Annotated in this window: 29 protein-coding genes; 14 read left to right on the top strand and 15 right to left on the bottom strand. The window is 54.5% G+C overall.

What is annotated here, in order from left to right; translation table 11 throughout:
• Window positions 1-20 precede the first annotated feature (20 nt).
• Window positions 21-932: a glycosyltransferase family 2 protein gene (locus AC0T7J_RS23460; RefSeq protein ID WP_473797801.1), complete on the bottom strand. Its 912-nt coding sequence runs from the start codon at window positions 930-932 to the stop codon at window positions 21-23.
• A complete protein-coding gene (locus tag AC0T7J_RS23465) occupies window positions 929-1288 on the bottom strand; it encodes a GtrA family protein (protein ID WP_473797803.1) in 360 nt (119 codons plus the stop codon). Before AC0T7J_RS23465 ends, AC0T7J_RS23460 begins: the two co-directional genes overlap by 4 nt.
• Window positions 1289-1586: 298 nt before the next feature.
• Here AC0T7J_RS23465 and AC0T7J_RS23470 point away from each other — a divergent pair, with 298 nt between their 5' ends.
• The 6 genes from AC0T7J_RS23470 (at window position 1587) to secF (ending at window position 6645) form a co-directional block, all read left to right on the top strand.
• Window positions 1587-1826: a hypothetical protein gene (locus AC0T7J_RS23470; protein ID WP_473797806.1), complete on the top strand. Its 240-nt coding sequence runs from the start codon at window positions 1587-1589 to the stop codon at window positions 1824-1826.
• Window positions 1827-1828: 2 nt separating this feature from the next.
• Window positions 1829-2152: a S24/S26 family peptidase gene (locus tag AC0T7J_RS23475; protein ID WP_473797809.1), complete on the top strand. Its 324-nt coding sequence runs from the start codon at window positions 1829-1831 to the stop codon at window positions 2150-2152.
• A gap of 160 nt (window positions 2153-2312) precedes the next feature.
• The gene (gene tgt / locus AC0T7J_RS23480) at window positions 2313-3461 is read left to right on the top strand and encodes a tRNA guanosine(34) transglycosylase Tgt (protein WP_010255351.1); all 1149 of its coding nucleotides are present in this window, start codon (window positions 2313-2315) and stop codon (window positions 3459-3461) included.
• Entirely contained in the window at window positions 3461-3793 is a 333-nt protein-coding gene (gene yajC, locus AC0T7J_RS23485; RefSeq protein ID WP_010255353.1) for a preprotein translocase subunit YajC, read from the top strand. Before tgt ends, yajC begins: the two co-directional genes overlap by 1 nt.
• A 25-nt stretch (window positions 3794-3818) precedes the next feature.
• Window positions 3819-5666 (top strand): protein translocase subunit SecD, encoded by a 1848-nt coding sequence (gene secD / locus AC0T7J_RS23490; RefSeq protein ID WP_473797811.1) that lies wholly within the window; start codon window positions 3819-3821, stop codon window positions 5664-5666.
• A gap of 10 nt (window positions 5667-5676) precedes the next feature.
• Window positions 5677-6645 (top strand): protein translocase subunit SecF, encoded by a 969-nt coding sequence (secF, locus tag AC0T7J_RS23495; RefSeq protein ID WP_010255357.1) that lies wholly within the window; start codon window positions 5677-5679, stop codon window positions 6643-6645.
• Window positions 6646-6704: 59 nt separating this feature from the next.
• On the opposite strand, the gene AC0T7J_RS23500 is transcribed toward secF, so the two are convergent.
• Together AC0T7J_RS23500 and lysM are read right to left on the bottom strand one after the other, a co-directional pair.
• On the bottom strand, window positions 6705-7274 hold the full coding sequence (locus AC0T7J_RS23500) for a SadB/YajI family lipoprotein (protein WP_473797814.1): 570 nt from the start codon (window positions 7272-7274) through the stop codon (window positions 6705-6707).
• Window positions 7275-7290: 16 nt separating this feature from the next.
• The gene (gene lysM, locus AC0T7J_RS23505; protein ID WP_010671197.1) at window positions 7291-7728 is read right to left on the bottom strand and encodes a peptidoglycan-binding protein LysM; all 438 of its coding nucleotides are present in this window, start codon (window positions 7726-7728) and stop codon (window positions 7291-7293) included.
• Between the two features lie 188 nt (window positions 7729-7916).
• On the opposite strand from lysM, the gene nrdR reads away from it, so the two are divergent.
• The 6 genes from nrdR to pgpA all read left to right on the top strand — a co-directional run bounded on the left by nrdR (window position 7917) and on the right by pgpA (window position 11987).
• Window positions 7917-8366, top strand: coding sequence for a transcriptional regulator NrdR (gene nrdR / locus AC0T7J_RS23510; RefSeq protein ID WP_009091750.1), 450 nt, complete (start codon window positions 7917-7919; stop codon window positions 8364-8366).
• Between the two features lie 3 nt (window positions 8367-8369).
• Window positions 8370-9470: a bifunctional diaminohydroxyphosphoribosylaminopyrimidine deaminase/5-amino-6-(5-phosphoribosylamino)uracil reductase RibD gene (gene ribD / locus AC0T7J_RS23515; RefSeq protein ID WP_473797817.1), complete on the top strand. Its 1101-nt coding sequence runs from the start codon at window positions 8370-8372 to the stop codon at window positions 9468-9470.
• A 90-nt stretch (window positions 9471-9560) separates the two neighbouring features.
• On the top strand, window positions 9561-10031 hold the full coding sequence (gene ribH / locus AC0T7J_RS23520; protein WP_010255369.1) for a 6,7-dimethyl-8-ribityllumazine synthase: 471 nt from the start codon (window positions 9561-9563) through the stop codon (window positions 10029-10031).
• 19 nt (window positions 10032-10050) lie between these two features.
• Window positions 10051-10470, top strand: coding sequence for a transcription antitermination factor NusB (nusB, locus tag AC0T7J_RS23525; RefSeq protein ID WP_010255372.1), 420 nt, complete (start codon window positions 10051-10053; stop codon window positions 10468-10470).
• A 55-nt stretch (window positions 10471-10525) separates the two neighbouring features.
• A complete protein-coding gene (thiL, locus tag AC0T7J_RS23530) occupies window positions 10526-11503 on the top strand; it encodes a thiamine-phosphate kinase (protein WP_473797822.1) in 978 nt (325 codons plus the stop codon).
• Window positions 11493-11987, top strand: coding sequence for a phosphatidylglycerophosphatase A (pgpA, locus tag AC0T7J_RS23535; RefSeq protein ID WP_033785423.1), 495 nt, complete (start codon window positions 11493-11495; stop codon window positions 11985-11987). The genes thiL and pgpA overlap by 11 nt, the downstream gene beginning before the upstream one ends.
• A gap of 64 nt (window positions 11988-12051) precedes the next feature.
• Here the strand turns inward: pgpA and AC0T7J_RS23540 are convergent, their stop codons facing one another.
• The 4 genes from AC0T7J_RS23540 to xseB all read right to left on the bottom strand — a co-directional run bounded on the left by AC0T7J_RS23540 (window position 12052) and on the right by xseB (window position 16134).
• The gene (locus AC0T7J_RS23540; RefSeq protein WP_473797825.1) at window positions 12052-13026 is read right to left on the bottom strand and encodes an aldo/keto reductase; all 975 of its coding nucleotides are present in this window, start codon (window positions 13024-13026) and stop codon (window positions 12052-12054) included.
• An 81-nt stretch (window positions 13027-13107) separates the two neighbouring features.
• Complete coding sequence (gene dxs, locus AC0T7J_RS23545) at window positions 13108-14973, bottom strand: 1-deoxy-D-xylulose-5-phosphate synthase (RefSeq protein ID WP_010671199.1); 1866 nt, start codon at window positions 14971-14973, stop codon at window positions 13108-13110.
• Between the two features lie 19 nt (window positions 14974-14992).
• Window positions 14993-15892, bottom strand: a complete 900-nt coding sequence (gene ispA, locus AC0T7J_RS23550; RefSeq protein WP_473797828.1) for a (2E,6E)-farnesyl diphosphate synthase — start codon at window positions 15890-15892, stop codon at window positions 14993-14995.
• Entirely contained in the window at window positions 15892-16134 is a 243-nt protein-coding gene (xseB, locus tag AC0T7J_RS23555) for an exodeoxyribonuclease VII small subunit (RefSeq protein ID WP_010255382.1), read from the bottom strand. The genes ispA and xseB overlap by 1 nt, the downstream gene beginning before the upstream one ends.
• A 232-nt stretch (window positions 16135-16366) precedes the next feature.
• Between xseB and thiI the strand changes: the two genes are divergently transcribed.
• The gene (gene thiI, locus AC0T7J_RS23560; protein ID WP_473797833.1) at window positions 16367-17815 is read left to right on the top strand and encodes a tRNA uracil 4-sulfurtransferase ThiI; all 1449 of its coding nucleotides are present in this window, start codon (window positions 16367-16369) and stop codon (window positions 17813-17815) included.
• Window positions 17816-17896: 81 nt separating this feature from the next.
• Here thiI and yajL read toward each other — a convergent pair whose 3' ends face one another.
• A complete protein-coding gene (gene yajL, locus AC0T7J_RS23565; RefSeq protein ID WP_473797836.1) occupies window positions 17897-18493 on the bottom strand; it encodes a protein deglycase YajL in 597 nt (198 codons plus the stop codon).
• Window positions 18447-19367 (bottom strand): 2-dehydropantoate 2-reductase, encoded by a 921-nt coding sequence (panE, locus tag AC0T7J_RS23570; RefSeq protein ID WP_473797838.1) that lies wholly within the window; start codon window positions 19365-19367, stop codon window positions 18447-18449. The genes yajL and panE overlap by 47 nt, the downstream gene beginning before the upstream one ends.
• Window positions 19368-19502: 135 nt before the next feature.
• Here panE and AC0T7J_RS23575 point away from each other — a divergent pair, with 135 nt between their 5' ends.
• Window positions 19503-19994, top strand: coding sequence for a YajQ family cyclic di-GMP-binding protein (locus AC0T7J_RS23575; RefSeq protein ID WP_003852530.1), 492 nt, complete (start codon window positions 19503-19505; stop codon window positions 19992-19994).
• Window positions 19995-20746: 752 nt separating this feature from the next.
• Here AC0T7J_RS23575 and AC0T7J_RS23580 read toward each other — a convergent pair.
• From AC0T7J_RS23580 to cyoB, 5 genes are all read right to left on the bottom strand, one after another.
• Window positions 20747-22111, bottom strand: coding sequence for an MFS transporter (locus AC0T7J_RS23580; RefSeq protein ID WP_010255391.1), 1365 nt, complete (start codon window positions 22109-22111; stop codon window positions 20747-20749).
• 132 nt (window positions 22112-22243) lie between these two features.
• Window positions 22244-23131, bottom strand: coding sequence for a heme o synthase (gene cyoE, locus AC0T7J_RS23585; protein ID WP_010255394.1), 888 nt, complete (start codon window positions 23129-23131; stop codon window positions 22244-22246).
• 13 nt (window positions 23132-23144) lie between these two features.
• Window positions 23145-23474 carry a cytochrome o ubiquinol oxidase subunit IV gene (locus tag AC0T7J_RS23590; protein WP_008924889.1) on the bottom strand — a complete coding sequence of 110 codons (330 nt, stop codon included), beginning with the start codon at window positions 23472-23474 and terminating at the stop codon, window positions 23145-23147.
• Window positions 23474-24091 (bottom strand): cytochrome o ubiquinol oxidase subunit III, encoded by a 618-nt coding sequence (locus AC0T7J_RS23595; protein WP_009091720.1) that lies wholly within the window; start codon window positions 24089-24091, stop codon window positions 23474-23476. The genes AC0T7J_RS23590 and AC0T7J_RS23595 overlap by 1 nt, the downstream gene beginning before the upstream one ends.
• On the bottom strand, window positions 24091-26073 hold the full coding sequence (cyoB, locus tag AC0T7J_RS23600; RefSeq protein ID WP_010255400.1) for a cytochrome o ubiquinol oxidase subunit I: 1983 nt from the start codon (window positions 26071-26073) through the stop codon (window positions 24091-24093). The genes AC0T7J_RS23595 and cyoB overlap by 1 nt, the downstream gene beginning before the upstream one ends.
• Window positions 26074-26077 lie beyond the last annotated feature (4 nt).

Below are 26077 nucleotides of genomic sequence, written 5' to 3' on the forward strand. Positions count from 1 at the left end.
CTATCCCTTTTTGATAAATATTATTTTTTCCTGAGATATCTTGGGCGGCGCTTAGTTTCAATATAAATCCTGCCAATATACTCACCCAGCACGCCAATCCCAATCAGCTGCACCCCGCCAAGAAACAGAATTGATACCAGTATCGAAGGATAACCCGCCACGGGGTTCCCCCAAACAATCTTGTCGACAATCATCCATATTCCATATAGGAAAGATAATCCGGCGACGAAAAATCCAATGTAAGTCCACATGCGAAGCGGGAACGTGGAGAATGACGTAATACCCTCTAATGCCAGGTTCCACAATTTCCAGCCATTGAATTTTGTTGTGCCAGCAACGCGCTTTCCTCGGGTATACTCGACGATTTCAGTTTTACCGCCTACCCAGGATAGGATTCCTTTCATGAAGAGGTTGCGCTCGGGAAGAAGCTTTATTTTCTCAACCACGTCGCGAGACATAAGCCTGAAGTCGCCAACGTTTTCCTCAATTTTAGGTGAGCTGATTTTGTTGTGCAGCCGGTAGAACCACTCCGCAGTCTTCCGCTTCATGTGGCCGTCAGTGCTTCGATCCGTACGTTTAGCCATAACCATGTCAGCGCCAGCCTGCCAGCGCTCAATGAGCTGTGGGATAACTTCCAGCGGGTCCTGCAAATCAACATCGATGGGAATGATCGCATCACCGGTGGCGCTTTCGATACCCGCGAATAGAGCGGCTTCCTTACCGAAGTTTCGGGTAAAGAATACGTTCCGGACTAATGGGTCACCTTCCTGCATATCCTTCATCAGCTGAGCCGTGAAATCAGTGCTTCCATCATCAACGAAAACGATCTCAATTTCATATGGCTTCAGGAAATCTTTATATCTAACGTCGCTGTAGAAATGCCTTATCGCATCTTCTTCATTAAAGACGGGAACAACCAAAGATATCTTCATTTTTTCTCTCTAAAAATAATATATTTAGAATAAAGAAATCCGCATACAAGGCTCACCGCAGAAAATACGACGAGTGTGATTACGGGATTCATGTGCATCCGGTCCGCTGACGCACCAATGAGCGTTGCAACGGCACCCATGAAAAACACATACATCATGTATCTGAACGTGGTGGCCTCTGCGCTGAAGGTCCAGCGAGCATTCGCGAAGAATGAGAAGGTAACCGCTACACAAAACGCTATGAAGTTTGATACAGACTGACTCTGATCGTTTTTGACGCATATAGCGAACACCACCCAGTGTATAAGCGTGTTCAGAACGCCAATCGTCATGTAGCGGGCAAATAATTTAGCCATGGGGACACCTGAAAAATTTGATACCGGATTTTGTCATTGCGTCATGGGATGTTCAAGGAATCGATCGCATTTGTAAGGGCATAAAAAAGCCCGGCGACCGGGCAATGACTTTGCCGCGCCTCTCTGAGCAGGCTACGGAGTGAGTAATTTGAGGTTAGTCACCCTCATTCGAAGCCGCCAACTAAAAATCTCTTTCCTGTCAGACCCTTTACAAATCTGTGGCTCACTTCACCTTGATCAAATCTACCGATCGATATTACTGTTTATCCATACAGTATTTATCAGAGGAGGATTTATCATGGCGAGAGAGAGTGACATACACGCGGCTTTTGTGGGCGCGATCACGAAGGACAGCAGAGGTCGGCAGATTGTCACCACTGCGGCGTTCCAGAAGCGTCTGGATGACGTTAATCACGTGTGGACGCTGGCAGAGTGCAACCGGTGGATTCGCCGTTACCAGAATTTCTTCTTCGAGCTGGTCACAGAGGAAAGCGACAATAAGACCTGGTCGTTACGCAACATGGGATACGTGAGGTAATTATGGGATTTCCATCACCTGCGACCGATTACATCGAGCGGCGCATTGACCTGAACGATGTACTGATGCCTCACCGCAACAACATGATCCTGATTGAGACGCCCGACGGGTTCGTGCTGGCGGACAAATCTCTGAAGCCAGCACCGGGCGACAAAATCGCATTCCAGATAGGCGAGTACCCGCAACTGGGCAGATTGTTCACAACTGGGATTATCACCTCTGGCGGAGAGACGATCGACGGAGAGGGCATGGAAGGCATCATTGTGCTGGGGAAGATTACGGCGGAGGTGGTGTCCGTTTATGAACCGCTCCGACCTTCTATATAAAGGTGTGCCAAAATTGTGCCAGAAAAATGACACAATCCCGCAAAAAACTGCAGAGAATTACGATCGCTAACTTGCTGGCTGGCTTGTGTAGCGGCTTGCGCGGTTGTTATGATGCGCCACTTTTAATAAATCATCGGACTGTTTCTCCGATGGAGGCTTTGTGAAATTTGAACTTGATACCACAGACGGGCGCGCACGCCGTGGCCGTCTGATTTTTGATCGCGGCGTGGTGGAAACCCCTGCGTTTATGCCTGTTGGCACCTATGGCACCGTTAAGGGCATGACGCCGGAAGAAGTGCAGGAGACCGGCGCGCAGATCATTCTGGGCAATACCTTCCATCTCTGGCTGCGTCCGGGCCAGGAGATCATGAAACTGCATGGCGATCTGCATGACTTTATGCAGTGGAAAGGGCCGATCCTGACTGACTCCGGCGGCTTCCAGGTCTTCAGCCTGGGCGACATCCGTAAAATTACCGAAGCGGGCGTGCATTTCCGTAACCCGATCAACGGCGACCCGATCTTCCTCGATCCGGAAAAATCGATGGAGATTCAGTATGACCTCGGTTCCGACATCGTGATGATTTTCGATGAATGTACGCCCTATCCGGCAGACTGGGACTACGCCAAACGCTCGATGGAGATGTCGCTGCGCTGGGCGCAACGCAGTCGTGACCGTTTCGACAGCCTGGGCAATAAAAATGCGCTATTTGGCATTATTCAGGGCTCGGTTTACGAAGATTTACGAGATGTCTCGGTGAAAGGTCTGGTAGAGATTGGCTTTGATGGGTACGCTGTGGGCGGCCTGGCGGTGGGTGAGCCTAAGCAGGACATGCACCGTATTCTTGAGCACGTCTGTCCGCAGCTTCCGCAGGATAAACCGCGTTATCTGATGGGTGTCGGCAAGCCAGAAGATCTGGTTGAGGGCGTCCGTCGCGGCGTCGACATGTTTGACTGCGTAATGCCGACCCGTAATGCCCGAAATGGTCATCTGTTTGTGACTGAGGGTGTGGTGAAAATCCGCAACGCCAGATATAAAGATGACACTGCGCCACTGGATGCGGAGTGTGATTGTTACACCTGTCGCAATTATAGCCGCGCCTACTTGTATCATCTCGACCGTTGTAACGAAATACTGGGCGCACGTCTGAATACTATCCACAATTTGCGCTATTACCAGCGTCTGATGGCAGGTTTACGCCAGGCCATCGAAGAGGGTAAATTAGAGCGCTTTGTAAACGAGTTCTACCAACGGACGGGCAAAGAAGTTCCGCCTTTAACGTCTGATAATTCATCAATGAGGGAAATTTAATGAGCTTTTTCATTTCTGACGCCGTGGCCGCAGCAGGCGCACCGTCTCAGGGAAGTCCGTATTCTCTGGTGATCATGCTGGTGGTGTTTGGTCTGATTTTCTATTTCATGATCCTGCGTCCGCAGCAGAAACGTGCGAAAGAGCACAAGAAGCTGATGGATTCTATCTCTAAGGGTGATGAAGTGCTGACCAGCGGTGGCCTTGTAGGCCGCGTAACAAAAGTCTCTGACACGGGCTACGTAGCTATCGCGCTGAATGACACCAATGAAGTCGTCATTAAACGTGATTTCGTCGCCGCCGTGCTGCCTAAAGGCACTATCAAGGCGCTGTAATTCTTTCTTCCCTAAGGGAACTGCCGTGTTAAATCGTTATCCTTTGTGGAAGTACATAATGCTGGTCGTCGTGATTCTCGTCGGCCTGCTCTATGCGCTTCCCAACCTGTATGGTGAGGATCCGGCCGTTCAAATCACTGGTGCGCGCGGAAGCGCCGCCAGTGAGCAGACGTTGGATCAAATTCAGTCCGCATTAAAACAAGACAATATTCAGAGCAAATCTGTTGCGCTGGAAAATGGTGCGATTACCGCACGCTTCAATAATACGGATGTGCAGTTACGCGCCCGTGAAGCGATCATGAAAGCGCTGGGCGAAAACTACGTTGTTGCGCTGAACCTGGCGCCCGCGACGCCTCGCTGGCTGTCGATGTTGTCAGCGGAACCGATGAAGCTCGGTCTCGATCTGCGTGGTGGTGTGCACTTCCTGATGGAAGTGGATATGGACACCGCGCTCAGCAAACTGCAGGAGCAGAATGCTGACACGCTGCGTAGCGACCTGCGCACCAAAAATATCCCTTACACCACCGTCAACAAAATCGCGAACTACGGCGTGGAAATTCGTTTCCGTGACGCAGCCAGCCGCGATGCGGCGATCTCCTGGCTGACCTCGCGTCATCAGGATCTGGTGATCAACAGCAGCGGCAGCGATGCCCTGCGTGCCACCATGAGCGATGCCCGTCTCAGCGAAGCGCGTGAATATGCGGTTCAGCAGAACATTACGATTCTGCGTAACCGTGTGAATCAGCTGGGTGTGGCTGAACCGCTGGTACAGCGTCAGGGTTCCGATCGCATCGTGGTTGAGCTGCCGGGGATTCAGGATACGGCGCGCGCCAAAGAGATTCTGGGCGCGACGGCGACGCTGGAATTCCGCCTGGTGAACACCAGCGTGGATCCAACCGCAGCGGCCAGTGGTCGTGTACCGGGTGACTCTGAAGTTAAAGACATGCGTGATGGCCAGCCGGTAGTACTCTACAAGCGGGTGATCCTGACCGGTGACCATATCACCGACTCGACTTCCAGCATGGATGAGTACAACCAGCCACAGGTGAACATTTCACTGGATGGCGCTGGCGGTAACATCATGTCGAACTTCACTAAGGACAACATCGGCAAGCCGATGGCGACCCTGTTTGTGGAGTACAAAGACAGCGGTAAAAAAGATGCCAATGGCCGTTCTATTCTGGTGAAACAGGAAGAGGTGATTAACGTCGCCAACATCCAGTCTCGTCTGGGGAACAGCTTCCGCATCACCGGTATCAACAACCCGAACGAAGCGCGTCAGCTCTCGCTGCTGCTGCGTGCCGGTGCGTTGATTGCGCCTATCCAGATTGTGGAAGAGCGTACTATCGGGCCGACCATGGGTCAGCAGAACATTACTCAGGGGCTTGAAGCCTGCCTTTGGGGTCTGCTTGCGTCGATCCTGTTTATGGTGGTGTTCTACAAAAAGTTTGGCCTGATTGCGACCAGTGCACTGCTGGTGAACCTGGTGCTGATTGTCGGCATTATGTCACTGCTGCCTGGCGCGACGCTGACCATGCCGGGGATTGCCGGTATTGTGTTAACCCTTGCGGTAGCGGTCGATGCGAACGTACTGATTAACGAACGTATCAAAGAAGAGCTGCGAAACGGACGCTCGGTTCAGCAGGCGATACATGAGGGCTATAAAGGCGCCTTCTCCAGTATTGTTGATGCGAACGTGACCACCCTGATCAAAGTAATCATTCTTTACGCGGTCGGCACCGGTTCGATCAAAGGCTTTGCGATTACCACCGCAATTGGTATCGCGACCTCAATGTTCACCGCGATCGTCGGTACCCGTGCCATTGTTAACCTGGTTTACGGTGGCAAACGCATCAACAAGCTGTCTATCTGAGGAGTGCGTTGTGGCACAGGAATATAACATTGAGCAGTTGAACCACGGGCGTAAAGTCGTCGACTTTATGCGCTGGGATAAGCTGGCCTTCATCATTTCGGGACTGCTGATTCTCGCCGCGATTGCTATCGTGGGTGTGCGTGGTTTTAACTGGGGACTCGATTTCACCGGTGGTACGGTGATTGAGATCGCGCTGGAAAAACCGGCCGATCTTGAAGTCCTGCGTGGCGATCTGGTGAAAGCGGGCTTTGACGAGCCGCTGGTGCAGAACTTTGGCAGCAGCCGTGACGTCATGGTGCGTATGGCACCGGTTACCGGCCCGGCGGGTACCGAGCTAGGCAATAAAGTGGTGTCGGTGATTAACCAGACTACCCAGCAAAACGCCACCGTTAAGCGCATTGAGTTCGTGGGTCCGAGTGTGGGCAGCGACCTGGCGCAGGCGGGTGCGATGGCGCTGTTGTCCGCGCTGATTGCGATTCTGATCTACATCGGTTTTCGCTTTGAGTGGCGTCTGGCGCTGGGTACCGTGCTGGCGCTGGCGCATGACGTGATCATCACCTGCGGCCTGCTGGCGCTGTTCCGCATTGAAATCGACCTGACGATTGTTGCCTCGCTGATGTCGGTGATTGGCTACTCGCTCAACGATAAAATCGTGGTGTCGGACCGTATTCGTGAAAACTTCCGCAAGATCCGTCGCGGCAGCTCTTACGATATTACTAACGTGTCACTGACCCAGACGTTAAGCCGTACGCTGATTACCTCGCTGACTACGCTGGCGATGATCCTCATCCTCTTCGTGTTTGGTGGTGCGCTGCTGAAAGGCTTCTCACTGACCATGCTGATTGGTGTGACGATTGGTACGATTTCATCGATTTATGTCTCTTCGGCGCTGGCGCTGAAGCTGGGCATGAAGCGTGAACATATGCTGGTGCAGAAAGTCGAGAAAGAGGGCGCCGATCAGCCTTCTATCCTGCCTTAATCGCCGCAGAGAAATAAAAACGGGCAGCCCTGGGGCTGCCCGTTTTTTTGCACCGCTTATCAGGGTGCAGCAGGGGAGGTCTGGGGGGGTTCATCGCCCGTGACGTTATGCACGCGAATATAGCCTAACTGCTCCGGTGTCAGGCCGCTGAGGCGCAGCGGGATGCTCACCGAATGCTGCGGCAGCAGCGAGGCAGACACCGCGACTGTCTGACTCAGACCGTCGTTACTCAGCGGCTTACCGGTCGCCGGATCGAGTTCGCCCCAGATCACCGTAGCGTGCAGGGCGGGCAAGGGGCGATCGTCCATTGAACGTACCGTGAGGGTTGCCCGCGAGCCGCTGGCTTCAGCGGTGACAGGCGAGAGCGTCAATCGCAGTGTGCCGAGCTGGGTTTGCAGCGCCACCGGCGTGTTCGCCTGCGGGACCAGCCATGCGCCTTGCTGCGAATGGCTGTTTAGCTGCCCCTGAATCTCCAGCGCGCTGGCCTGCGTGGTCAGGTGCTGCATCTGTTGATTAAGCTGACTCACTTCCTGATGCAGCTCTCTGACCTGCGGATTGCTGGCGCTACTGCTGCAACCGCTCAGCGTCACCAGAGAGAGCGCCACCGGAACCCAAACCATCCTGCTCATAAGTTATCCTTGTCCGTTATTTTGGAATACGTAAAACCTGGCCAGGATAGATCTTATCAGGATGAGAGAGCATTGGCTTATTCGCTTCGAAAATCTTGTTGTATTCGTTGGCATTTCCATAAACCTGTTTGGAAATTGCGCTCAGCGTGTCGCCTTTTTTCACGGTGTAAAGTTCTGACTCGGCCGCGCTGTCTGTCACGGTGACCTTATCTTCGACTTTGGTGATGCCTGCAACGTTACCGGCAGCGATCAGAATCTTCTCTTTCAGCTCCTGTGAAAGGCCATCACCCGTCACGGTCACGGTATCGCCGTTGACCTTCACATCCACTTTGTCGCTGTCGGGTAAACCGAGCTTGTTGATGTGATCCTGCAGCTTTTTATTCTGGTCATCGCCGCCATTCACGGCATCCCATAATTTTTCGCCAGCTTCTTTCACAAAATTAAACAGACCCATACAACCTCCAGTGTGTTAGTGGAACTACGCCGTCTTTCGGCACTATAAGCGTAGACCCTTTTGCCGTCGCTGATATTTAACATCATTTATGCTGTGCGTGGTGGCACAGGAAAGGCACGGAAGAGATTTTGTTGATTCGCAGTTCGCGCTACACTGTCTGGCCCATCTCTCTCGCGTCAGGAAACGTCATGCATTGCCCATTCTGCTCCGCTGTGGACACCAAAGTGATTGATTCTCGTCTGGTTAGTGAAGGCTCCTCGGTGCGCCGCCGCCGCCAGTGTCTGATGTGTCATGAGCGTTTTACCACCTTCGAGGTGGCGGAACTGGTGATGCCACGCGTGGTGAAAAGCAATGACGTGCGCGAACCCTTTAATGAAGACAAAATGGCCAGCGGGATGATGAAAGCGCTTGAGAAGCGTCCGGTCAGTGCCGATGCGGTTGAAAGCGCCGTAAACCATATTAAAACCCAGCTGCGCGCCACCGGCGAACGCGAGATCCCCAGTAAGCTGATTGGCAATCTGGTGATGGATGAGCTGAAGAAGCTCGATAAAGTCGCCTACATCCGCTTTGCCTCGGTTTACCGCAGCTTTGAAGACATTCGTGATTTTGGCGAAGAGATCGCCCGGTTACAGGATTAAACCATGGATGAACTTTACATGGCGCGTGCGCTGGAACTGGCGCGACGCGGCCGATTTACGACGATGCCGAACCCCAATGTGGGCTGCGTGATTGTGCGCGATGGCGAGGTGGTCGGTGAGGGCTGGCATCAGCGCGCCGGTGAACCGCATGCTGAAGTCCACGCCCTGCGCATGGCGGGCGAGAAAGCGCGTGGCGCAACCGCCTATGTCACGCTGGAGCCCTGCAGCCATCATGGCCGTACGCCACCCTGCTGTGATGCGCTGATCGCCGCTGGCGTTACCCGTGTCGTGGTCGCGATGCAGGATCCAAATCCGCAGGTGGCGGGTCGCGGACTGCACCGTCTGCATCAGGCGGGCATTGACGTCAGCCACGGTCTGATGATGCCGGAAGCGGAAGCGCTGAATCGCGGCTTCCTTAAGCGGATGCGCACCGGCTTTCCCTGGATTCAGCTCAAGCTGGGGGCGTCACTGGATGGCCGAACGGCAATGGCCAGCGGCGAAAGCCAGTGGATTACATCTGCGGCCGCCCGTCGGGATGTGCAGCGCCTGCGTGCGCAAAGCGCCGCCATTCTCAGCAGCAGCGCCACTGTGCTGGCGGACGATCCTTCCCTGACGGTACGCTGGTCTGAACTCAATGCAGAGAGCCAGGCACTGCTCGATGAGCAACAACTGCGTCAGCCGGTGCGGGTGATTATCGACAGCCAGAATCGCGTGACGCCGCAGCATCGGCTGATTTCGCAGCCGGGCGAAACCTGGCTGATGCGTCATCAGCCCGATCAGCAGAGCTGGCCCGCTGACGTGACGCAAATTGCTGTTCCGCTGCGCGAACAGCAGCTGGACCTGGTGGCGATGATGATGATGCTGGGACGGCGGCAGATTAACAGCGTCTGGGTTGAAGCAGGCGCCACGCTGGCCGGTGCCCTGTTGCAGGCCGGACTGGTCGATGAACTGATTGTTTATCTGGCCCCTAAGCTGTTAGGTCATGAAGGACGCGGGCTGTGTCAGTTGCCGGGACTGAGCCAGCTGGCTGACGCACCTGCCTTCCGTTTCAGTGATGTCCGGCAGGTCGGTGACGATTTACGCCTGACCCTGACACCACAATAACACGGTCGGAAAAGCGAGAGCACGCCGCCCAAGAGTATGATAGAATCCGCCCCCCTGCGCGGGGCCAACCAAACCCCTGAAAGGATAAGTATGAAAGTTATCGAAGCTGCTGTTGCAACGCCTGAGGCCAATGTTGCCATCGTTATCGCGCGTTTTAACAACTTCATTAATGACAGCCTGCTGGATGGCGCAGTTGATGCCCTGAAACGTATCGGCCAGGTCAAAGATGACAATATCACCGTAGTCTGGGTGCCTGGTGCATACGAACTGCCTCTGGCAGCACGTGCGCTGGCCAACACCGGCAAATATGATGCGATTATCGCACTCGGTACGGTTATTCGTGGTGGCACTGCGCACTTCGAATATGTGGCGGGTGAAGCCAGCTCCGGTATCGCCAGCGTTGCCATGAACAGCGAGATTCCTGTCGCGTTTGGCGTGCTGACCACTGAAAGCATCGAGCAGGCCATTGAGCGTGCCGGCACCAAAGCGGGTAACAAAGGTGCTGAAGCGGCTCTGACTGCGCTCGAAATGATCAACGTATTGAAAGCCATTAAAGCCTGATTTTTGTAAGGGGAATTTTGTGAAACCTGCTGCTCGTCGTCGCGCCCGTGAGTGCGCTGTTCAGGCGCTTTACTCCTGGCAGTTGTCGAATAACGACATTGCCGATGTGGAATACCAGTTTCTGGCGGAACAGGACGTCAAAGACGTCGACATTACCTACTTCCGCGAACTGCTGTCCGGTGTGGCGACCAACAGTGCGTATCTGGATGGACTGATGAAGCCCTATCTGTCGCGTCAGCTCGAAGAGCTGGGCCAGGTAGAAAAAGCTATCCTGCGCATCTCGCTGTACGAGCTGAGCAAACGTAATGATGTGCCTTATAAAGTGGCCATCAACGAAGGGATTGAGCTGGCGAAAGTCTTCGGTGCCGAAGACAGTCATAAATTTGTTAACGGCGTGCTGGATAAAGCCGGTCCACAAATTCGACCCAATCGCAAATAAACAAAAAGGCCGGCTTGCCGGCCTTTTTTCATTAAGAGTTAAGCGGAACGCAATTATGTCTTGTGGTGAATTTGAACTCATCGCACGCTACTTCAACCGCAGAACACGCAGCCGCCGTGATGTCGAACTCGGCATCGGTGACGATTGTGCGTTACTTAGCGTGCCGGAAAAACAGACGCTGGCGATCAGCACCGATACCCTGGTCGCGGGTGTGCACTTCTTACGGGATATCCATCCTGCCGATCTGGGTTACAAAGCCCTGGCTGTGAATCTCAGCGACCTTGCTGCCATGGGCGCCGATCCTGCGTGGCTGACGCTGGCCTTAACGCTGCCGCAGGTCGATGAGAACTGGCTCTCTGCTTTTAGCGAAAGCCTGTTTGAACTGCTGGAATACTACGACATGCAACTGGTGGGCGGCGACACCACCCGTGGCCCGCTGAGCCTGACGCTGGCGATTCACGGTCTGGTGCCGCAGGGCCGCGCCCTGAAACGTTCAGGCGCAAAGCCGGGTGACTGGATTTACGTGACCGGTACGCTGGGTGACAGCGCAGCGGGCCTGGCGCTGCTGCAGCATCACTGTCGCATCAGCGATCCGGCGGTGCATGAAACGTTGATTAAACGCCATCTGCGTCCTATGCCACGCATTCTGCAGGGTCAGGCACTGCGTTCGCTGGCCTCCTCAGCGGTGGATCTTTCCGACGGCCTGATTTCCGATCTCGGGCATGTGCTGAAAGCCAGCGGCTGCGGTGCACGGCTTAACCTCGATGCGTTGCCTCTTTCTGCTGCGCTGCGCGACCATTTCGACCCTGAGCAGGTATTGCGCTGGGCGCTGAGTGGCGGAGAAGATTACGAACTCTGCTTCACGGTGCCTGAGGTCAATCGCGGCGCGCTCGATGTGGCGCTGGGTCACCTGGGCGTGCCCTATACCTGCATCGGACAGATGGCACCGGAATCGGAAGGCTTAACGCTGCTGGATAATGGCAAGCCCGCTACATTCCGTCATAAAGGGTTTGATCACTTTGATGCTAAATAACGACGTAGCGAAGAGTCGCCTGCGGATGAGCAATCCCTGGCATCTGCTGGCGACCGGTTTCGGCAGCGGATTAAGCCCGGTCGTGCCGGGCACCATGGGATCGCTGGCGGCGATTCCGTTCTGGTGGCTGATGACCCATCTGCCGCAGGATCTCTATTCGCTGGTGGTGCTGGTGGGTATCTGCGTCGGCGTCTATCTCTGCCATCGCACCGCCAAAGATATGGGCGTACACGATCACGGCAGCATTGTCTGGGATGAGTTTATCGGCATGTGGATTACGCTGATGGCGATTCCGGTCAACAGCTGGCAGTGGGTTCTGGGTGGCTTTGTGCTGTTCCGAATCCTTGATATGTGGAAGCCGTGGCCGATTCGCTGGTTTGATCGCAATGTGCATGGCGGCATGGGCATTATGGTTGACGACATTATTGCCGGGGTGATTTCCGCGGCCATGCTGTATGGTTTTGGGGTCTGGCTGGCGGGTTAACCGCCGGGTCTCCTCACTCTGCGGCAGAAGGTGACGCCCGGGCAGGGCGTCTCCTTCTCTGATTTTATTCGAATCCTACCGGCTGATGCGGCTGATAGACCTCTTCCAGCAGTGCAACTTCCTCGTCACTCAGCGTGACATCCACCGCCTTCACCAGATCCTCAAACTGCTCAGCACGCGACGCACCAATAATCGGTGCCGTGACGGCAGGCTTGCTCAGCAGCCAGGCCAGAGCCACCTGCGCCCGCGTCACACCTTTACCTTCCGCCACCTGCGCCAGCCGCTCTGCAATCACGGCATCATTCTCTTCGGTATTGTCATAGAGCGACGCCATCACTTTGTCAGAAGCGGAACGCGCGGTATTTTCCCCCCACGGGCGGGTCAGTTTACCGCGCGCCAGCGGGCTCCACGGCAGCACGGCGATCTGCTCTTTCTGGCAGAGCGGATGCATTTCACGCTCCTCTTCGCGCTGAATCAGGTTGTACTGATCCTGCATGCTGACAAAGCGATGCCAGCCCTGTTCCGACTGCATCTGCAACGCCTGAGCAAACTGACTGGTGTGCATCGACGAGGCTCCGATATAGCGTGCTTTGCCAGACTGCACCACCTCATGCAGCGCTTCCAGCGTCTCTTCCAGCGGCGTCTCATAATCCCAGCGATGAATTTGTAGCAGGTCGACATAGTCCATGCCGAGACGTTGCAGGCTGTCATCAATGGATTGCAGGATATTCCTGCGCGACAACCCTTGTGACAGATTGGTCAGCGGGAAATAGACTTTGGTGGCGACCACAATTTCTTCACGGCGGGCAAAATCTTTCAGCGCCCGACCCAGGATCTCTTCACTGCTGCCATCTGAATAGCTGTTGGCAGTATCGAAAAAGTTAATCCCCGCGTTCAGCGCCTGCTGGATCAGCGGACGGCTGCTCGCTTCCGGCAGCGTCCAGGCATGGTTGCCGCGCGTTGGCTCGCCATAAGTCATGCAGCCAAGACAGAGACGTGACACCTGCAGTTCGGTGGTACCCAGTTGAATCATTTTCATGGTGGAGGCTCCTGCGAAAGGGCAAAGGTCTTAGCATAGCAGGATGTTGCGCTCCCCGAGGGGGAGCGCAGAGAGGGGAGGTTACTGCGCCAGCCAGCGGGCGATCTGCTGCTGAATGCCCTCCGCGTCCAGCAGATAGTCATGACGCACTTCATCCTGCGTCCCCTGCGGAATGAACTCATCCGGCAGACCGATGTTCAGCACCGGAACCGCCAGACGTTTCGCCATAACAAATTCATTGACGCCACTGCCGGCACCGCCTTTGATGGCGCCTTCTTCCAGCGTAATCAGCGAGTCGTGCGTAGCGGCGAGCTCGGCGATCAGCGCCTCATCCAGCGGCTTCACAAAGCGCATGTCGACCAGGGTCGCATTCAGCGCTTCTGCCGTGGCGGCCGCTTCCGGCAACAGAGTGCCGAAGTTCAGAATCGCCAGCTTTTCACCCTGACGTTTCACCACGGCTTTACCCAGCGGCAGGCTCTGCAGCGGTGCCAGTGGCGTGCCGACACCGGTGCCGCGCGGATAGCGCACTGCACTTGGACCATCCTGATAGTGATAGCCGGTGTAAAGCATCTGCCGACACTCATTTTCATCGCTGGGGGTCATGATCACCATATCCGGCACGCAGCGCAGATAGGCGAGATCAAACGCGCCCTGGTGAGTCTGACCATCCGCGCCAACAATACCACCGCGATCGATAGCAAACAGGACCGGCAGTTTCTGGATGGCGACATCATGGATCAGCTGATCGTAGGCGCGCTGCAGGAAGGTGGAATAGATAGCAACAATCGGTTTATAGCCGCCAATCGCCATACCGGCAGCGAAGGTCACGGCGTGCTGCTCGGCAATCGCCACATCGAAATATTGTTTCGGGAATTCGCGTGAGAAGGCCACCATGCCGGAGCCTTCACGCATTGCTGGCGTAATCGCCATCAGTTTCGGATCGTCGGCAGCCATTTCGCACAGCCAGTTACCGAAGATTTTAGAGTAGCTCGGCAGACCTTCCGCACTTTTTGGCAGTTCGCCAATCGCCGGGTCAAATTTAGGCACGGCGTGCCAGGCAATCGGATCTTCCTCTGCCGGAGCGTAGCCTTTGCCTTTCTTCGTCATGATATGCAGGAACTGCGGCCCTTTCAGGCTGCGCATGTTGCTTAGCGTATTGACCAGCGTCAGTACATCGTGACCATCTACCGGGCCGATATAATTAAAGCCCAGCTCTTCAAACAGCGTGCCCGGCACGACCATGCCTTTGAGATGCTCTTCGGTGCGTCTTACCAGCTCTTTGATCGGTGGCAGGCTGGTCAGCACACGTTTGCTGCCTTCGCGCAGTCGCGCATAGGTTTTACCCGACAGGATCTGCGCCAGGCGGTTATTCAGCGCGCCGACGTTTTCGGAGATCGACATCTCGTTGTCGTTGAGGATCACCAGCATGTCCGGCTTAATATCACCGGCGTGATTCATCGCCTCAAACGCCATGCCAGCGGTGATGGCGCCATCGCCAATAATACAGGCGGTACGACGACCCTGGCCTTCACGTTCTGCCGCTGCGGCCATGCCGAGACCGGCACTGATAGAGGTTGACGAGTGACCGACGCTCAATACGTCATATTCACTTTCGCCACGCCATGGAAACGGGTGTACGCCATTTTTCTGACGAATCGTACCGATGCGATCGCGGCGACCAGTCAGAATTTTATGCGGATAAGCCTGATGACCCACATCCCATACCAGATGGTCAAAGGGGGTGTTATAGACATAATGCAGCGCGACCGTCAGTTCAACCACGCCCAGACCCGACGCAAAATGGCCGCTGGAGCGGCTTACACTGTCTAACAGATACTGACGCAGTTCATCACAGAGCGCAGGCAGCTTCTCTTTCGGCAGGGCGCGCAGCTCCTGAACCGTGTTTGCCAGCGCCAGTGTCGGGTATTTAGCAATATCAAAACTCATCAGAGACTCATTATGGAAGTTATTTGTCGCGTTCAATTATGAAGCTCGCCAGCGCCTGCAGTGCTGTAGTGTTATAAGAGTGCGCAGCGAGCAATTCTAACGTATCAAGGGCTTCCTGATACAAATCCCGCGCTTTAGCTCGGGCATTTTCAAGGCCTAGCAGTGAAGGATAGGTGCTTTTTCCCAGGTGTTGATCGGCACCCTGGCGTTTTCCGATCACCGCTGTGTCACCGATCACATCCAGAATGTCGTCCTGCACCTGAAACGCGAGACCAATAGCCTCTGCATAGCGGTCGAGCAGCGGCAGGGCTTCACGGCCAGCATCGCCCGCCGCTAATGCGCCTAACCGCACCGCTGAACGGATCAGCGCGCCGGTTTTATGACGATGGATCTGCTCCAGCTGGTCGAGATCGACAGATTTGCCTTCCGCCGCTAAATCAAGCGCCTGTCCGCCACACATGCCGGCCACGCCGCTGGCTTTCGCCAGTTCGGAGAGCATCATCAGACGATATTCAGCGCTGACACCGGGCATCGCTTCGTCGGCCAGAATTGAAAAGGCCAGCGTCTGCAGGGCGTCGCCCGCCAGAATCGCGGTATCTTCGCCATATTTAATGTGACAGGTTGGCTGCCCGCGACGCAGTGCATCATCGTCCATTGCGGGGAGATCGTCATGAATCAGAGAGTACGCATGAATGCATTCAACCGCGGCGGCGGGGGCATCCAGACTCGCCGGGTCGGCGTGGAGCATTTCGCCAGTAGCATAGACCAGAAAAGGACGCAGGCGTTTACCACCTAATAATGCCCCATAATGCATTGCATTCACCAGAGGAGAACTCTGAAAAGGAAGTGGCTCTATAAAACGTGTCAGTGCGGCGTTCACCTGCTGCTGATACGCGTCGAGCAATCGGGCGAAATCCATTAGCTGTTTTCCGGCGTGAAAGCAGTGAGGTCGGCATCTTTATCATCGTTCAGCAGAATACGGACCCGCTGTTCAGCCTGCTGCAGCGTCTGCTGGCCGGTCCGCGCCAGCTGCACGCCGCGCTCAAATTCGTTCAGGGCTTCTTCCAGCGGCAGTTCACCACTTTCCAGACGGCTGACAATCTGCTCCAGCTGCTGCAATGACGTTTCAAAGCTGGCTGGCTGTTCGGCTTTTTTCGGCATATTTCGTGTCGACTCACGGTTGGGACATTATCTCGCAATCGGTCATGGTAGCTGAGACCCTATGATTAGCAAAATAATCAATGTGGCGGCTGATGAAGAAGCAGTCACCTGACAAAGGTGGTATACTCCCGCGCCTCGGATGCGGTTGCGCCTTGCAGCCCGCAATTTTGTGATTTTACCAGCTAAGTGCTGCCTGTTTTAGCACTTATTTGCCCAACGAAGCTGTGTCGCCATGAAGTTTATCATCAAGTTATTTCCTGAAATCACCATCAAGAGTCCGTCGGTGCGTTTGCGCTTTATCAAGATTCTTGCCAGCAATATCCGCAACGTCCTGAAAACCGTTAGCGACGAAATCGCCGTTGTGCGTCACTGGGATCACATTGAAGTGCGGTCAAAAAACGCGGCGCTGCGGGACATTATTCCCGATGAGCTCGCGCGCATTCCAGGGATTCATCACGTTTTAGCGGTTGAAGATCGTGATTACACCGATATTCATCACATCTTTGAACAGACGTTAGCGCAGTATCGCGACAGCCTTGAAGGCAAGAGCTTCTGCGTGCGTGTTAAACGTCGTGGTAAGCATAGCTTCAGTTCGCAGGATGTGGAGCGCTATGTGGGTGGCGGTCTCAATCAGCATATTGAAAGCGCTCGCGTGCAGCTTAAAAACCCGGACGTGACGGTGAATCTTGAAGTTGAAGAGAATCGTCTGACGCTGGTAACTGCGCGCTATGAAGGTCTGGGTGGTTTCCCCATCGGCACGCAGGAAGACGTGCTGTCGCTGATTTCCGGTGGCTTTGACTCTGGTGTCTCCAGCTATATGCTGCTGCGTCGCGGCAGCCGCGTGCATTACTGCTTCTTTAATCTTGGCGGTGCCGCCCATGAGATTGGCGTCCGTCAGGTTGCACACTATCTGTGGAATCGTTTTGGTCGCTCACACCGCGTGCGGTTCGTGGCGATCAATTTTGAGCCGGTAGTGGGTGAGATCCTCGAAAAAGTGGATGACGGTCAGATGGGCGTGGTGCTGAAGCGCATGATGGTGCGTGCCGCCTCGACAATTGCTGAGCGCTATGGTGTGCAGGCGCTGGTCACCGGTGAAGCGGTGGGGCAGGTGTCGAGCCAGACGCTGACCAACCTGCGTCTGATTGATAATGCGTCCGATACGCTGATTCTGCGTCCGCTGATCTCTCATGACAAAGAGCACATCATCAGAATTGCCCGTGAGATTGGCACCGAAGATTTCGCCAGCACCATGCCGGAATATTGCGGGGTGATCTCAAAAAGCCCGACCGTGAAAGCGGTGAAAGAGAAGATCGAGGCTGAAGAGCAGAATTTCGACTTCACGATTCTGGATCGGGTCATCGAAGAAGCGACCAACGTCGATATCCGTACCATCGCTGAGCAGACAGAAGAGGAGGTGGTGGAAGTTGAGACCGTCGCCCTGCTGAGCGAGAATGATGTCGTGCTGGATATCCGGGCTATCGACGAGCAGGAAGAGAAACCGCTGCAGTTGAAAGCGACGGAAGTGAAATCGCTGCCGTTCTACAAACTCAGTACGCAATTTGGCAATCTCGATCAGAACCGGACCTGGTTGCTCTACTGCGATCGTGGTGTGATGAGCCGTCTGCAGGCGCTTTATCTGCATGAACAGGGCTTTAAAAACGTGAAAGTCTACCGCCCGTAGTCACGCCTCAGAGCCAGTCAGTACCTGTTCAGGTCTGACTGGCTGCCTTGTGTTAATGCAGATCTTTTTAACTCAGCGTGTTTACGCCTGATAGTCATAAATACCGGGTGCCAGCACCAGCTGTGCAGCAACCTCGCGCGCCATCTCTTTTCCTGCCAGCAGATCGATCAGCTTCAGCGCAAAATCCATTGCCGTGCCAGGCCCTTGGCTGGTCAGCAGATTGACGCGCGGATCCCACACCACACGTCGCTCCATCCACTTGTCTGACGGAATAGTCTCTTTTAAGCCAGGAAAGCCGGTCATATTGCCGATCGGGAAGAGATCGTGGGGAATCAGTACCGTGCCTGCTGCTGCGCAGATAGCGGCGACGATCCTTTCATTGAGGTGAAACTGGCGTACCGTTTCGACTAACAGCGGACTGTCACGGAAGGTTTCGGCGCCTTTCAGGCCACCGGGCAGAACGATGGCGGCGAAATCATTGTCGGCGACTTCGACCAGCGTCACGTCAGCCAGCAGACGAACACCGCGTGAGCAGACGATCTCCCGGTTGCCGTCGCTTTCGACGCTGGCGGTGACAACGTTCAGCCCGGCCCGTACCAGCAGGTCGATGGTGGTGACAGCTTCGGTTTCTTCACTGCCATGTGCCAGGCAAACCAGCACTGATGCGTTCGCGGTCATAATGAGACTCCTTGCGTTTTACAATGTCATACAGACGGGTGTTCTCCGTCAGCACCAGGCCGTGCGTCCGGGCGCGGCGCAGCAGAAAGCCGCTGATATAATCGATCTCGGTGAGCCGCTGGGCGCGTATGTCCTGCAGCATCGAAGAGGTGTTGGCCGCGGTGTTTTCAATCACGTCGAAGATGATGTCCTGCAGGCTTTCGCTGGCAACGTTCTGACCTTCGCGCTCCATAACCCAGCTGATCTCTTCGCACAGTTGCGCGATTTGCTCCGGATACGCGCGCAGGGCACCGTTCTGGCACTCATACTCCACACTAAGCGGATTGATGATGCAGTTCACTGCCAGCTTGCGCCAGCAGGCCGCCCGGATGTTGTCATGCCAGGCGACATCAGGCAGGGCATGATGCAGAATATCGGCGAGATCGCTGTAAGCGGCGCTTTTGCGGTTACCGGGGCCGATGTGGGTGATGCCACTGGCAATGTGTTTGATGACGGTGCCATCGCGCATAGCAGCATGCGTAGTGACGCCGCGTAGCAGCGGCTGAGTCAGCCCTTTCAGCTCTTCCAGCGTCCCCATGCCGTTGTGCAGCAGGAGCACCGGGCAGTTTTCTGGCAGCACGCTTTCCAGATTTTTCACCGCGGGCGAGACCTGCGGGGCTTTGAGCGTGACCAGCAGCAGCTGGCTTTCTGCCAGAAACAGCGGATCGTTGGCGATAAACGTGCGGTTCGAAATGTTACCTTGTGGATCAATCACATTGGCTGAACAGTAGGGCTGCGGCACCCGCAACCATCCCTGCACCTCATGTCCCTGGCGGGCAAGGGCTGTCATCCAGATCTGACCCAGAGCACCGCAACCTAACACGGTAATTTTCATGCTGCCTCCCGCTGGCGGGCTATCCATCTATTATTTACTGTCACACTTTCATTATAGCGTTGTGTGCAGCCTGATTTTATTTAGCACCTTAAGACGCGTATTATGCATGTCACTTTAGCGTCAGGAGAAGAAGAGATGCCATCTTTCGATATCGTTTCAGAAGTCGATCTGCAGGAAATTCGCAATGCGGTGGAAAATGCCAACCGTGAAGTGTCTACCCGCTTCGATTTCCGCAACGTGAGCGCCGAGTTTGAGCTCAACGAAAAGAATGAAACCATCAAAATCACCAGCGAGTCCGATTTTCAGGTTAAGCAGCTGGTCGATATTTTGCGTGAGAAGTTACTGAAGCGCGGGATTGAAGGCGGTGCTTTAGAGGTGCCGGAAGAGATTGAGCACAGCGGCAAAAGCTGGGCGGTCGATGCTAAACTGAAAAAAGGCATTGAAAGCGACGTGGCGAAGAAGCTGGTGAAGCTGATCAAAGACAGTAAGCTGAAAGTGCAGACCCAGATTCAGGGTGAAGCATTGCGTGTAACCGGCAAAGCGCGTGATGATTTGCAGGGTGCGATGGCAATCGTGCGCGGCAGCAATCTGGGGCAGCCATTCCAGTTTAAAAACTTCCGCGATTAAGCGGGGCAGGCTGGATTTTCAGCATGAAGGCAGTGATAAAAACCCGGCTAAGGCCGGGTTTTTTGTTATCTGGCAGGAGCAGCCCTGCTTCGATTCAAATTTGTGAGCCATCTGAATTAAGGCGTGGTTTGGGACGTCTGTGGGAACGTGCACTGGCTTGCATCTCTTTGAACAAGTCAAACGTCTGGAGCGGGTTGTGAGCTGTGAGCTGTAGGGCGTCTGTAAGATCGCGGCCTGGCTCAGGGAGCCTGTGCCTTTCGCAAAAACGCAAAAGCGCCATCCATGGCGGCTCAGCGCGGGCGATTACGCACCTCATCCCTGAGGTGCGCCCGTAGCCGGGCCAACGCGTTGCGTTGTTCAAAAACGCTCCCGGCGTTTTTATCCGGGCTGCGCGATGCTTTGCTACAGGCACAGGCTCCCATCGCTTTGAATTTCTGAGTTGTCTGTAAGAAGACTTGTGCGAGGTTTAAGATTAAGCACAAAATCAAATTCGGGGGGATTCAGCAGCAACTCAAAAGCTCAGGGGCGCAGGGATCACGGTCAGAGGAGGAAAGCGTCCCGCGCCAGGACGGTGCGGGCCGAGCGTGCCATGGATGGCGGCTTTTGCGACTTTCCGATCTGACCGTGTTCCCTGAGCCAGCTCGATCTCACAGCGAAATGGGCTGATGTTGCTCACCCTATCAAGCTGGCTCTCTGGGCCTGCTTCCTAAGTCACATCGATCTCACAGCTAACATGCCAAACCGGTTTTTTATCAGCAACTACCCAGCAGAGCTTCCAGCTCAGGGCGGCTGGTAACCTTGCTATCAATTTTGATGTAGGCGCTTTTCTCTTCGGGCACGATAAACACGGAGTTAACGCCCGGCTGCGCTTTCAGGCGCTGCTCCAGATTCGGCACGGCCAGGGCAGCATCACTCAGCACGATGCGCAGGCTGCTGACATAAGGCGGTTCCTGCATCGTCATGCTGACAAACAGCCAGGCTGCGGCCACCATCGCGCCAACCAGGAATACGGTCTGCGCATCGAAATGACCAAATACCCAGCCACCCATGCTGCCGCCAACGGCCACGCCCAGGAACTGGCTGGTGGAGTAGATCCCCATCGCGGTGCCTTTGTAGCCTGCGGGTGACTCTTTACTGATCAGCGAAGGCAGAATCGCTTCCATCAGGTTGAAGGCGAAGAAGAAGAGCTGAACACCCACTACCAGCGTCCAGAAATGTCCTTCCGCTCCCCACAAAACGATCTCGGCAATGACAATCATTCCGACGCAGCCGACAAAGACACGCTTCATGCGGCGCTTCACTTCGGCATAAATGATGAAGGGTACTACGCCGGCAAAAGCGATCAGCATGGTGGAGAGATAGACTTTCCAGTGTTCGGGAGCCGGGAAGCCTGCCTGCTCAAACTGACCCGGCAACGCGACAAAGCTCGACATCAGCAGGACGTGCAGGCAGAAAATACCGATATTGAGCTTCACCAGACGCGGGTTAGCCAGCACTTTTCGGAAGCTGCCTTTAACCATGCCTGATTCACGGTTCAGGACATGATGGGAGGCCGATGGCACCACCAGCAGGGTGATCACGATACCCAGCGATGCCAGAATCGCAATCATCCAGAACAGCGCATGCAGGCCCAGTGCGTGAGTAACAATCGGGCCGACCACCATGGCGATCGCGAAGGTAACGCCAAAACTGATGCCGATAAACGCCATCGCTTTGGTGCGGTTCTGCTCACGGGTTAAATCGGATAACAGCGCCATCACGGCAGCGGCAATCGCGCCTGAGCCCTGAAGGGCACGGCCCAGAATAATGCCCCAGATGGAGTCGGTGCAGGCAGCAATAATACTACCCAGGACAAACAGCAACAGCCCGCCAACGATCAACGGTTTACGCCCGATGCGATCGGAGAGCAGACCAAAAGGAATCTGAAATATCGCCTGGGCAAGGCCATAAATGCCAATTGCCAGGCCTATTAAGGTTTCACTCGCGCCCTGTAATGCCATGCCATAAGTGGTCAGTACCGGCAGGACCATGAACATTCCCAGCATGCGCAGGGAAAAGACCGTACCGAGGCCCCATGTGGCGCGCAGCTCCACCGGAGTCATTTTATTATCGTTCATTCCAACCTCTGTTAATGTGCTGCATTCATTCTAGGGGGCGGGGCAGGGCGGGTAAAACAATAGTTTTTAAGCAGTGGTAACAAAAAGAAAGGGCGCGAAAATCGCGCCCTTTTCATGCTGTATCGGTGCCGGTTACCAGACGTAAGTCAGCAGGTCCTTCGAGGCCGGAGCCATCGAATCCACCGACATCATCACGCTCAGTGCGGTGATGGTTACGATAGAGAAGACAAACAGTTTACGTGCCCAGACACGGTCATCAGCGGTTTTATAACCCGATAACGCCATGCCCAGCCACCAGACGCTGACTGCAGCAGCCACCACCAGATATTTGTAGCCCGCGTAGCCTCCCAGCGTCAGCATCAGCGTGGCAATCATAAACGCCAGGATATAAAGCGTAATATGATTTTTAGCCACGGAAATGCCTTTCACCACCGGCAGAACCGGGATGTTCGCTGCCTGATAATCTTTAAAGCGGAAGATGGCAATCGCGTACGAATGCGGCATCTGCCACAGGCTAAAGATCGCCAGCAGGATTAATGCGCCAGCATCAAACTGGTTAGAGACCGCGCAGTAGCCGATAACCGGCGGCGCAGCACCTGACAGACTGCCAATCAGCGTACCGTAAACGGAATTACGCTTCATGTAGAGGCTGTAGATGCCCACATACACCACGAAGCCCATCACCGCCAGCCACATGGCCAGCGGATTAGCACCGAAGTAGAGCAACGCAAAGCCAGCAATACCCAGCACAGTGGCATAAACCAGGCTTACTTTCGCGGAGATGAGGCCTTTTACCAGCACCCGATTCCTGGTTCTCTCCATCTTGATGTCAATGTCGCGATCGATCACGTTGTTGAACACACAACCCGATGCAACCACCAGTGACACGCCCACCAGGGTGATGAGAAACAGGGCGTAATCCGTGTTGCCTTTGGAAGCCAACAGAAATCCGCCGATCACAGAAATTAAATTCCCGAAAATAATTCCTGGTTTTGTAACTTGCAGGTATTGCTTAAACATTACGCGTGACTCTTTAGTGAGGCATCATGTTGTAGTTGAGGTTCCACATGATCCACAGTGAGCCTACTACGACAATCAGGATGATGATGGCCGAGAAAACAATGGCTACCATGTTCCAGCCACCCTCAGATTTGCTGTCTAAGTGCAGGAAGTAAACCAGGTGAACCAGCACCTGAATCACCGCACAAACCAGAACAACACCAAGGATAGTACCGTGAGATGCACTGCCATCCATGACCATCCAGAACGGGATCGCCGTCAGGATGATAGAGAGGATGAAGCCGATCATGTAGGACTTCACGCTACCGTGTGAAGCGCCATGTTCGTTAACAGAATGACTCATTACATGGCTCCCATCAGGTAAACAACGGTGAAGACGCAAATCCAGACCACGTCCAGGAAGTGCCAGAACAGGCTCAGACACATGATACGGGTGCGGTTAGTCGCGTTCAGGCCACGTTTGGAAATCTGGAACATCAGAACCAGCATCCAGATCAGACCTGAGGTCACGTGCAGACCGTGGGTACCGACCAGCGTAAAGAAGCCAGACAGGAAGCCACTGCGATCCGGACCAAAGCCTTCAGCAATCAGATGATGGAATTCATAGATTTCCATCCCGATGAAGCCCAGACCGAACAGGAAGGTCAGCGCCAGCCAGCCGATAACGGCACCTTTTTGCTCCTTATTCATGGAGATAACAGCCATGCCGTAAGTGATCGAACTCAACAGCAGCAGGGCGGTTTCTACCAGAACAAACGGCAGCTCAAAGATATCTTTACCTGCCGGGCCACCGGCAGTGTTGTTGACCATAACTGCATAGGTCGCAAACAGGGTTGCGAAGATAATGCAGTCACTCATCAGGTAGATCCAGAAGCCAAAGACTTTATTGGCTCCTGCATCGTGATGCCCATGCTCCGCATGGGCGTCGTGGTGATGTTTAATCAGAGTTTCAGTTGACATTATTTCAGACCTGCTTTGCTGATTTCGTCAAAGTGCTGGTTCTCAATCTTCTGAACTTCGGCAACCGGAACGTAGTAATCAACGTCTTCGTCGAAGCTCTTCACGATCCAGGAAACGATCATGCCGAGGAATGAAACACCCGCCAGCCACCAGATATGCCAGATCAGCGCGAAACCCATTACCGTTGCAAATGCGCAGATGATGATTGCGGCACCGCTGTTTTTCGGCATATGAATCTCTTCATAAGATTCCGGCTGTTTGTACGCTTCGCCTTTCTCTTTCATTTCCCAGAAAGCGTCACGCTCATGCACATGCGGGATGACAGCAAAGTTATAGAACGGTGGTGGTGAAGAGGTTGCCCACTCCAGCGTACGACCGCCCCATGGGTCACCCGTCACATCACGGTTCTGATCGCGGTCACGTACCGAGACGTAGAACATGGTCAGCTGACACAGAATACCCAGCGCAATCAGACCGGCACCGCCCGCAGCCACCACCAGTAAGGTGTGGAACTGTGGATCGATATCCTGGCTCAGACGACGTGTCATACCCATGAAGCCCAGTGCGTACAGCGGCATAAAGGCAACGAAGAAGCCAATGATCCAGAACCAGAATGCACGCTTGCCCCAGGTTTCGTTCAGGGTGAAGCCAAATGCTTTCGGGAACCAGTAGGTCACGCCCGCCATACAACCGAACACCACACCACCGATGATAACGTTATGGAAGTGTGCAATCAGGAACAGGCTGTTGTGCAGAATAAAGTCAGCACCCGGAACGGCCAGCAGTACGCCGGTCATACCCCCTACAGAGAAGGTTACCAGGAAGCCAACGGTCCACAGCATGGCAGAGTGCATCTGAATGCGGCCCTGATACATGGTGAACAGCCAGTTAAAGATTTTAACCCCGGTCGGAATCGCGATGATCATCGTCATGATACCGAAGAAGGCGTTAACGTTGGCACCTGCACCCATGGTGAAGAAGTGGTGCAACCAGACGATAAACGACAGCACGGTAATGGCGATGGTCGCCCAAACCAGTGAGGTATAACCAAACAGACGTTTTTTGGAGAAGGTCGCGGTAATTTCTGCGAACACACCAAACACCGGCAGTACCAGGATATACACTTCCGGATGGCCCCAGACCCAGATCAGGTTGACGTACATCATCATGTTCCCGCCCATTTCATTGGTGAAGAAATGGAAGCCGAGATAACGATCAAGGGTCAACAGCGCCAGTGTCACGGTCAGAACCGGGAACGCAGCGATGATCAGGACGTTGGTGCACAGCGCGGTCCAGGTAAATACCGGCATTTTGAACAGGCTCATGCCCGGTGCACGCATCTTCAGGATGGTCACGAAGAAGTTAATACCGGTTAAGGTCGTACCAATACCTGAAAGCTGAAGGCTCCAGATCCAGTAATCGACCCCGACCCCGGGACTGTACTCCGCGCCGGAAAGCGGCGGATAAGCCAGCCAGCCGGTCTGTGCGAACTCGCCCACACCCAGAGACAGGTTAACCAGGATCACACCGACCGCAGTAAACCAGAAGCTCAGGTTGTTCAGGAACGGGAACGCAACGTCACGTGCACCAATCTGCAACGGAACCGCGATGTTCATCAGGCCAACCACGAACGGCATCGCCACGAAGAAGATCATAATCACGCCATGCGCGGTAAAGATCTGGTCGTAGTGGTGCGGTGGCAGAATGCCCGCTTCACCGGCCGAAGCCATAACCTGCTGGGTACGCATCATAATGGCATCAGCGAAACCACGAATCAGCATGACGAACGCCATGATGATGTACATGATACCCAGGCGTTTGTGGTCGACTGACGTCAGCCATTCAGACCACAGATATTTCCACTTACCAAAATAGGTAAGCGCAGCAACCAGCGCTGCACCACCTATCAGGATAGCGGCAACCGTAACCATGATAATCGGCTCATGGTACGGCACTGCATCAAGTGTTAATTTTCCGAACATCGTA

The sequence above is a fragment of the Pantoea sp. E956-1 genome, assembly GCF_982223955.1.

Bases quoted from the DNA above. Each gene is read 5' to 3' on its own strand.
- yajL (WP_473797836.1), bottom strand. From the start codon at position 18,493: ATGACCGCGAACGCATCAGTGCTGGTTTGCCTGGCACATGGCAGTGAA.
- AC0T7J_RS23500 (WP_473797814.1), bottom strand. From the start codon at position 7,274: ATGAGCAGGATGGTTTGGGTTCCGGTGGCGCTCTCTCTGGTGACGCTG.
- AC0T7J_RS23465 (WP_473797803.1), bottom strand. From the start codon at position 1,288: ATGGCTAAATTATTTGCCCGCTACATGACGATTGGCGTTCTGAACACG.
- AC0T7J_RS23590 (WP_008924889.1), bottom strand. From the start codon at position 23,474: ATGAGTCATTCTGTTAACGAACATGGCGCTTCACACGGTAGCGTGAAG.
- ribD (WP_473797817.1), top strand. From the start codon at position 8,370: ATGGATGAACTTTACATGGCGCGTGCGCTGGAACTGGCGCGACGCGGC.
- pgpA (WP_033785423.1), top strand. From the start codon at position 11,493: ATGCTAAATAACGACGTAGCGAAGAGTCGCCTGCGGATGAGCAATCCC.
- cyoE (WP_010255394.1), bottom strand. From the start codon at position 23,131: ATGTTTAAGCAATACCTGCAAGTTACAAAACCAGGAATTATTTTCGGG.
- cyoB (WP_010255400.1), bottom strand. From the start codon at position 26,073: ATGTTCGGAAAATTAACACTTGATGCAGTGCCGTACCATGAGCCGATT.
- ispA (WP_473797828.1), bottom strand. From the start codon at position 15,892: ATGGATTTCGCCCGATTGCTCGACGCGTATCAGCAGCAGGTGAACGCC.
- nrdR (WP_009091750.1), top strand. From the start codon at position 7,917: ATGCATTGCCCATTCTGCTCCGCTGTGGACACCAAAGTGATTGATTCT.
- AC0T7J_RS23540 (WP_473797825.1), bottom strand. From the start codon at position 13,026: ATGAAAATGATTCAACTGGGTACCACCGAACTGCAGGTGTCACGTCTC.
- AC0T7J_RS23595 (WP_009091720.1), bottom strand. From the start codon at position 24,091: ATGTCAACTGAAACTCTGATTAAACATCACCACGACGCCCATGCGGAG.
- AC0T7J_RS23580 (WP_010255391.1), bottom strand. From the start codon at position 22,111: ATGAACGATAATAAAATGACTCCGGTGGAGCTGCGCGCCACATGGGGC.
- thiI (WP_473797833.1), top strand. From the start codon at position 16,367: ATGAAGTTTATCATCAAGTTATTTCCTGAAATCACCATCAAGAGTCCG.
- yajC (WP_010255353.1), top strand. From the start codon at position 3,461: ATGAGCTTTTTCATTTCTGACGCCGTGGCCGCAGCAGGCGCACCGTCT.
- dxs (WP_010671199.1), bottom strand. From the start codon at position 14,973: ATGAGTTTTGATATTGCTAAATACCCGACACTGGCGCTGGCAAACACG.
- AC0T7J_RS23575 (WP_003852530.1), top strand. From the start codon at position 19,503: ATGCCATCTTTCGATATCGTTTCAGAAGTCGATCTGCAGGAAATTCGC.
- panE (WP_473797838.1), bottom strand. From the start codon at position 19,367: ATGAAAATTACCGTGTTAGGTTGCGGTGCTCTGGGTCAGATCTGGATG.
- thiL (WP_473797822.1), top strand. From the start codon at position 10,526: ATGTCTTGTGGTGAATTTGAACTCATCGCACGCTACTTCAACCGCAGA.
- AC0T7J_RS23460 (WP_473797801.1), bottom strand. From the start codon at position 932: ATGAAGATATCTTTGGTTGTTCCCGTCTTTAATGAAGAAGATGCGATA.
- xseB (WP_010255382.1), bottom strand. From the start codon at position 16,134: ATGCCGAAAAAAGCCGAACAGCCAGCCAGCTTTGAAACGTCATTGCAG.
- AC0T7J_RS23470 (WP_473797806.1), top strand. From the start codon at position 1,587: ATGGCGAGAGAGAGTGACATACACGCGGCTTTTGTGGGCGCGATCACG.
- AC0T7J_RS23475 (WP_473797809.1), top strand. From the start codon at position 1,829: ATGGGATTTCCATCACCTGCGACCGATTACATCGAGCGGCGCATTGAC.
- lysM (WP_010671197.1), bottom strand. From the start codon at position 7,728: ATGGGTCTGTTTAATTTTGTGAAAGAAGCTGGCGAAAAATTATGGGAT.
- ribH (WP_010255369.1), top strand. From the start codon at position 9,561: ATGAAAGTTATCGAAGCTGCTGTTGCAACGCCTGAGGCCAATGTTGCC.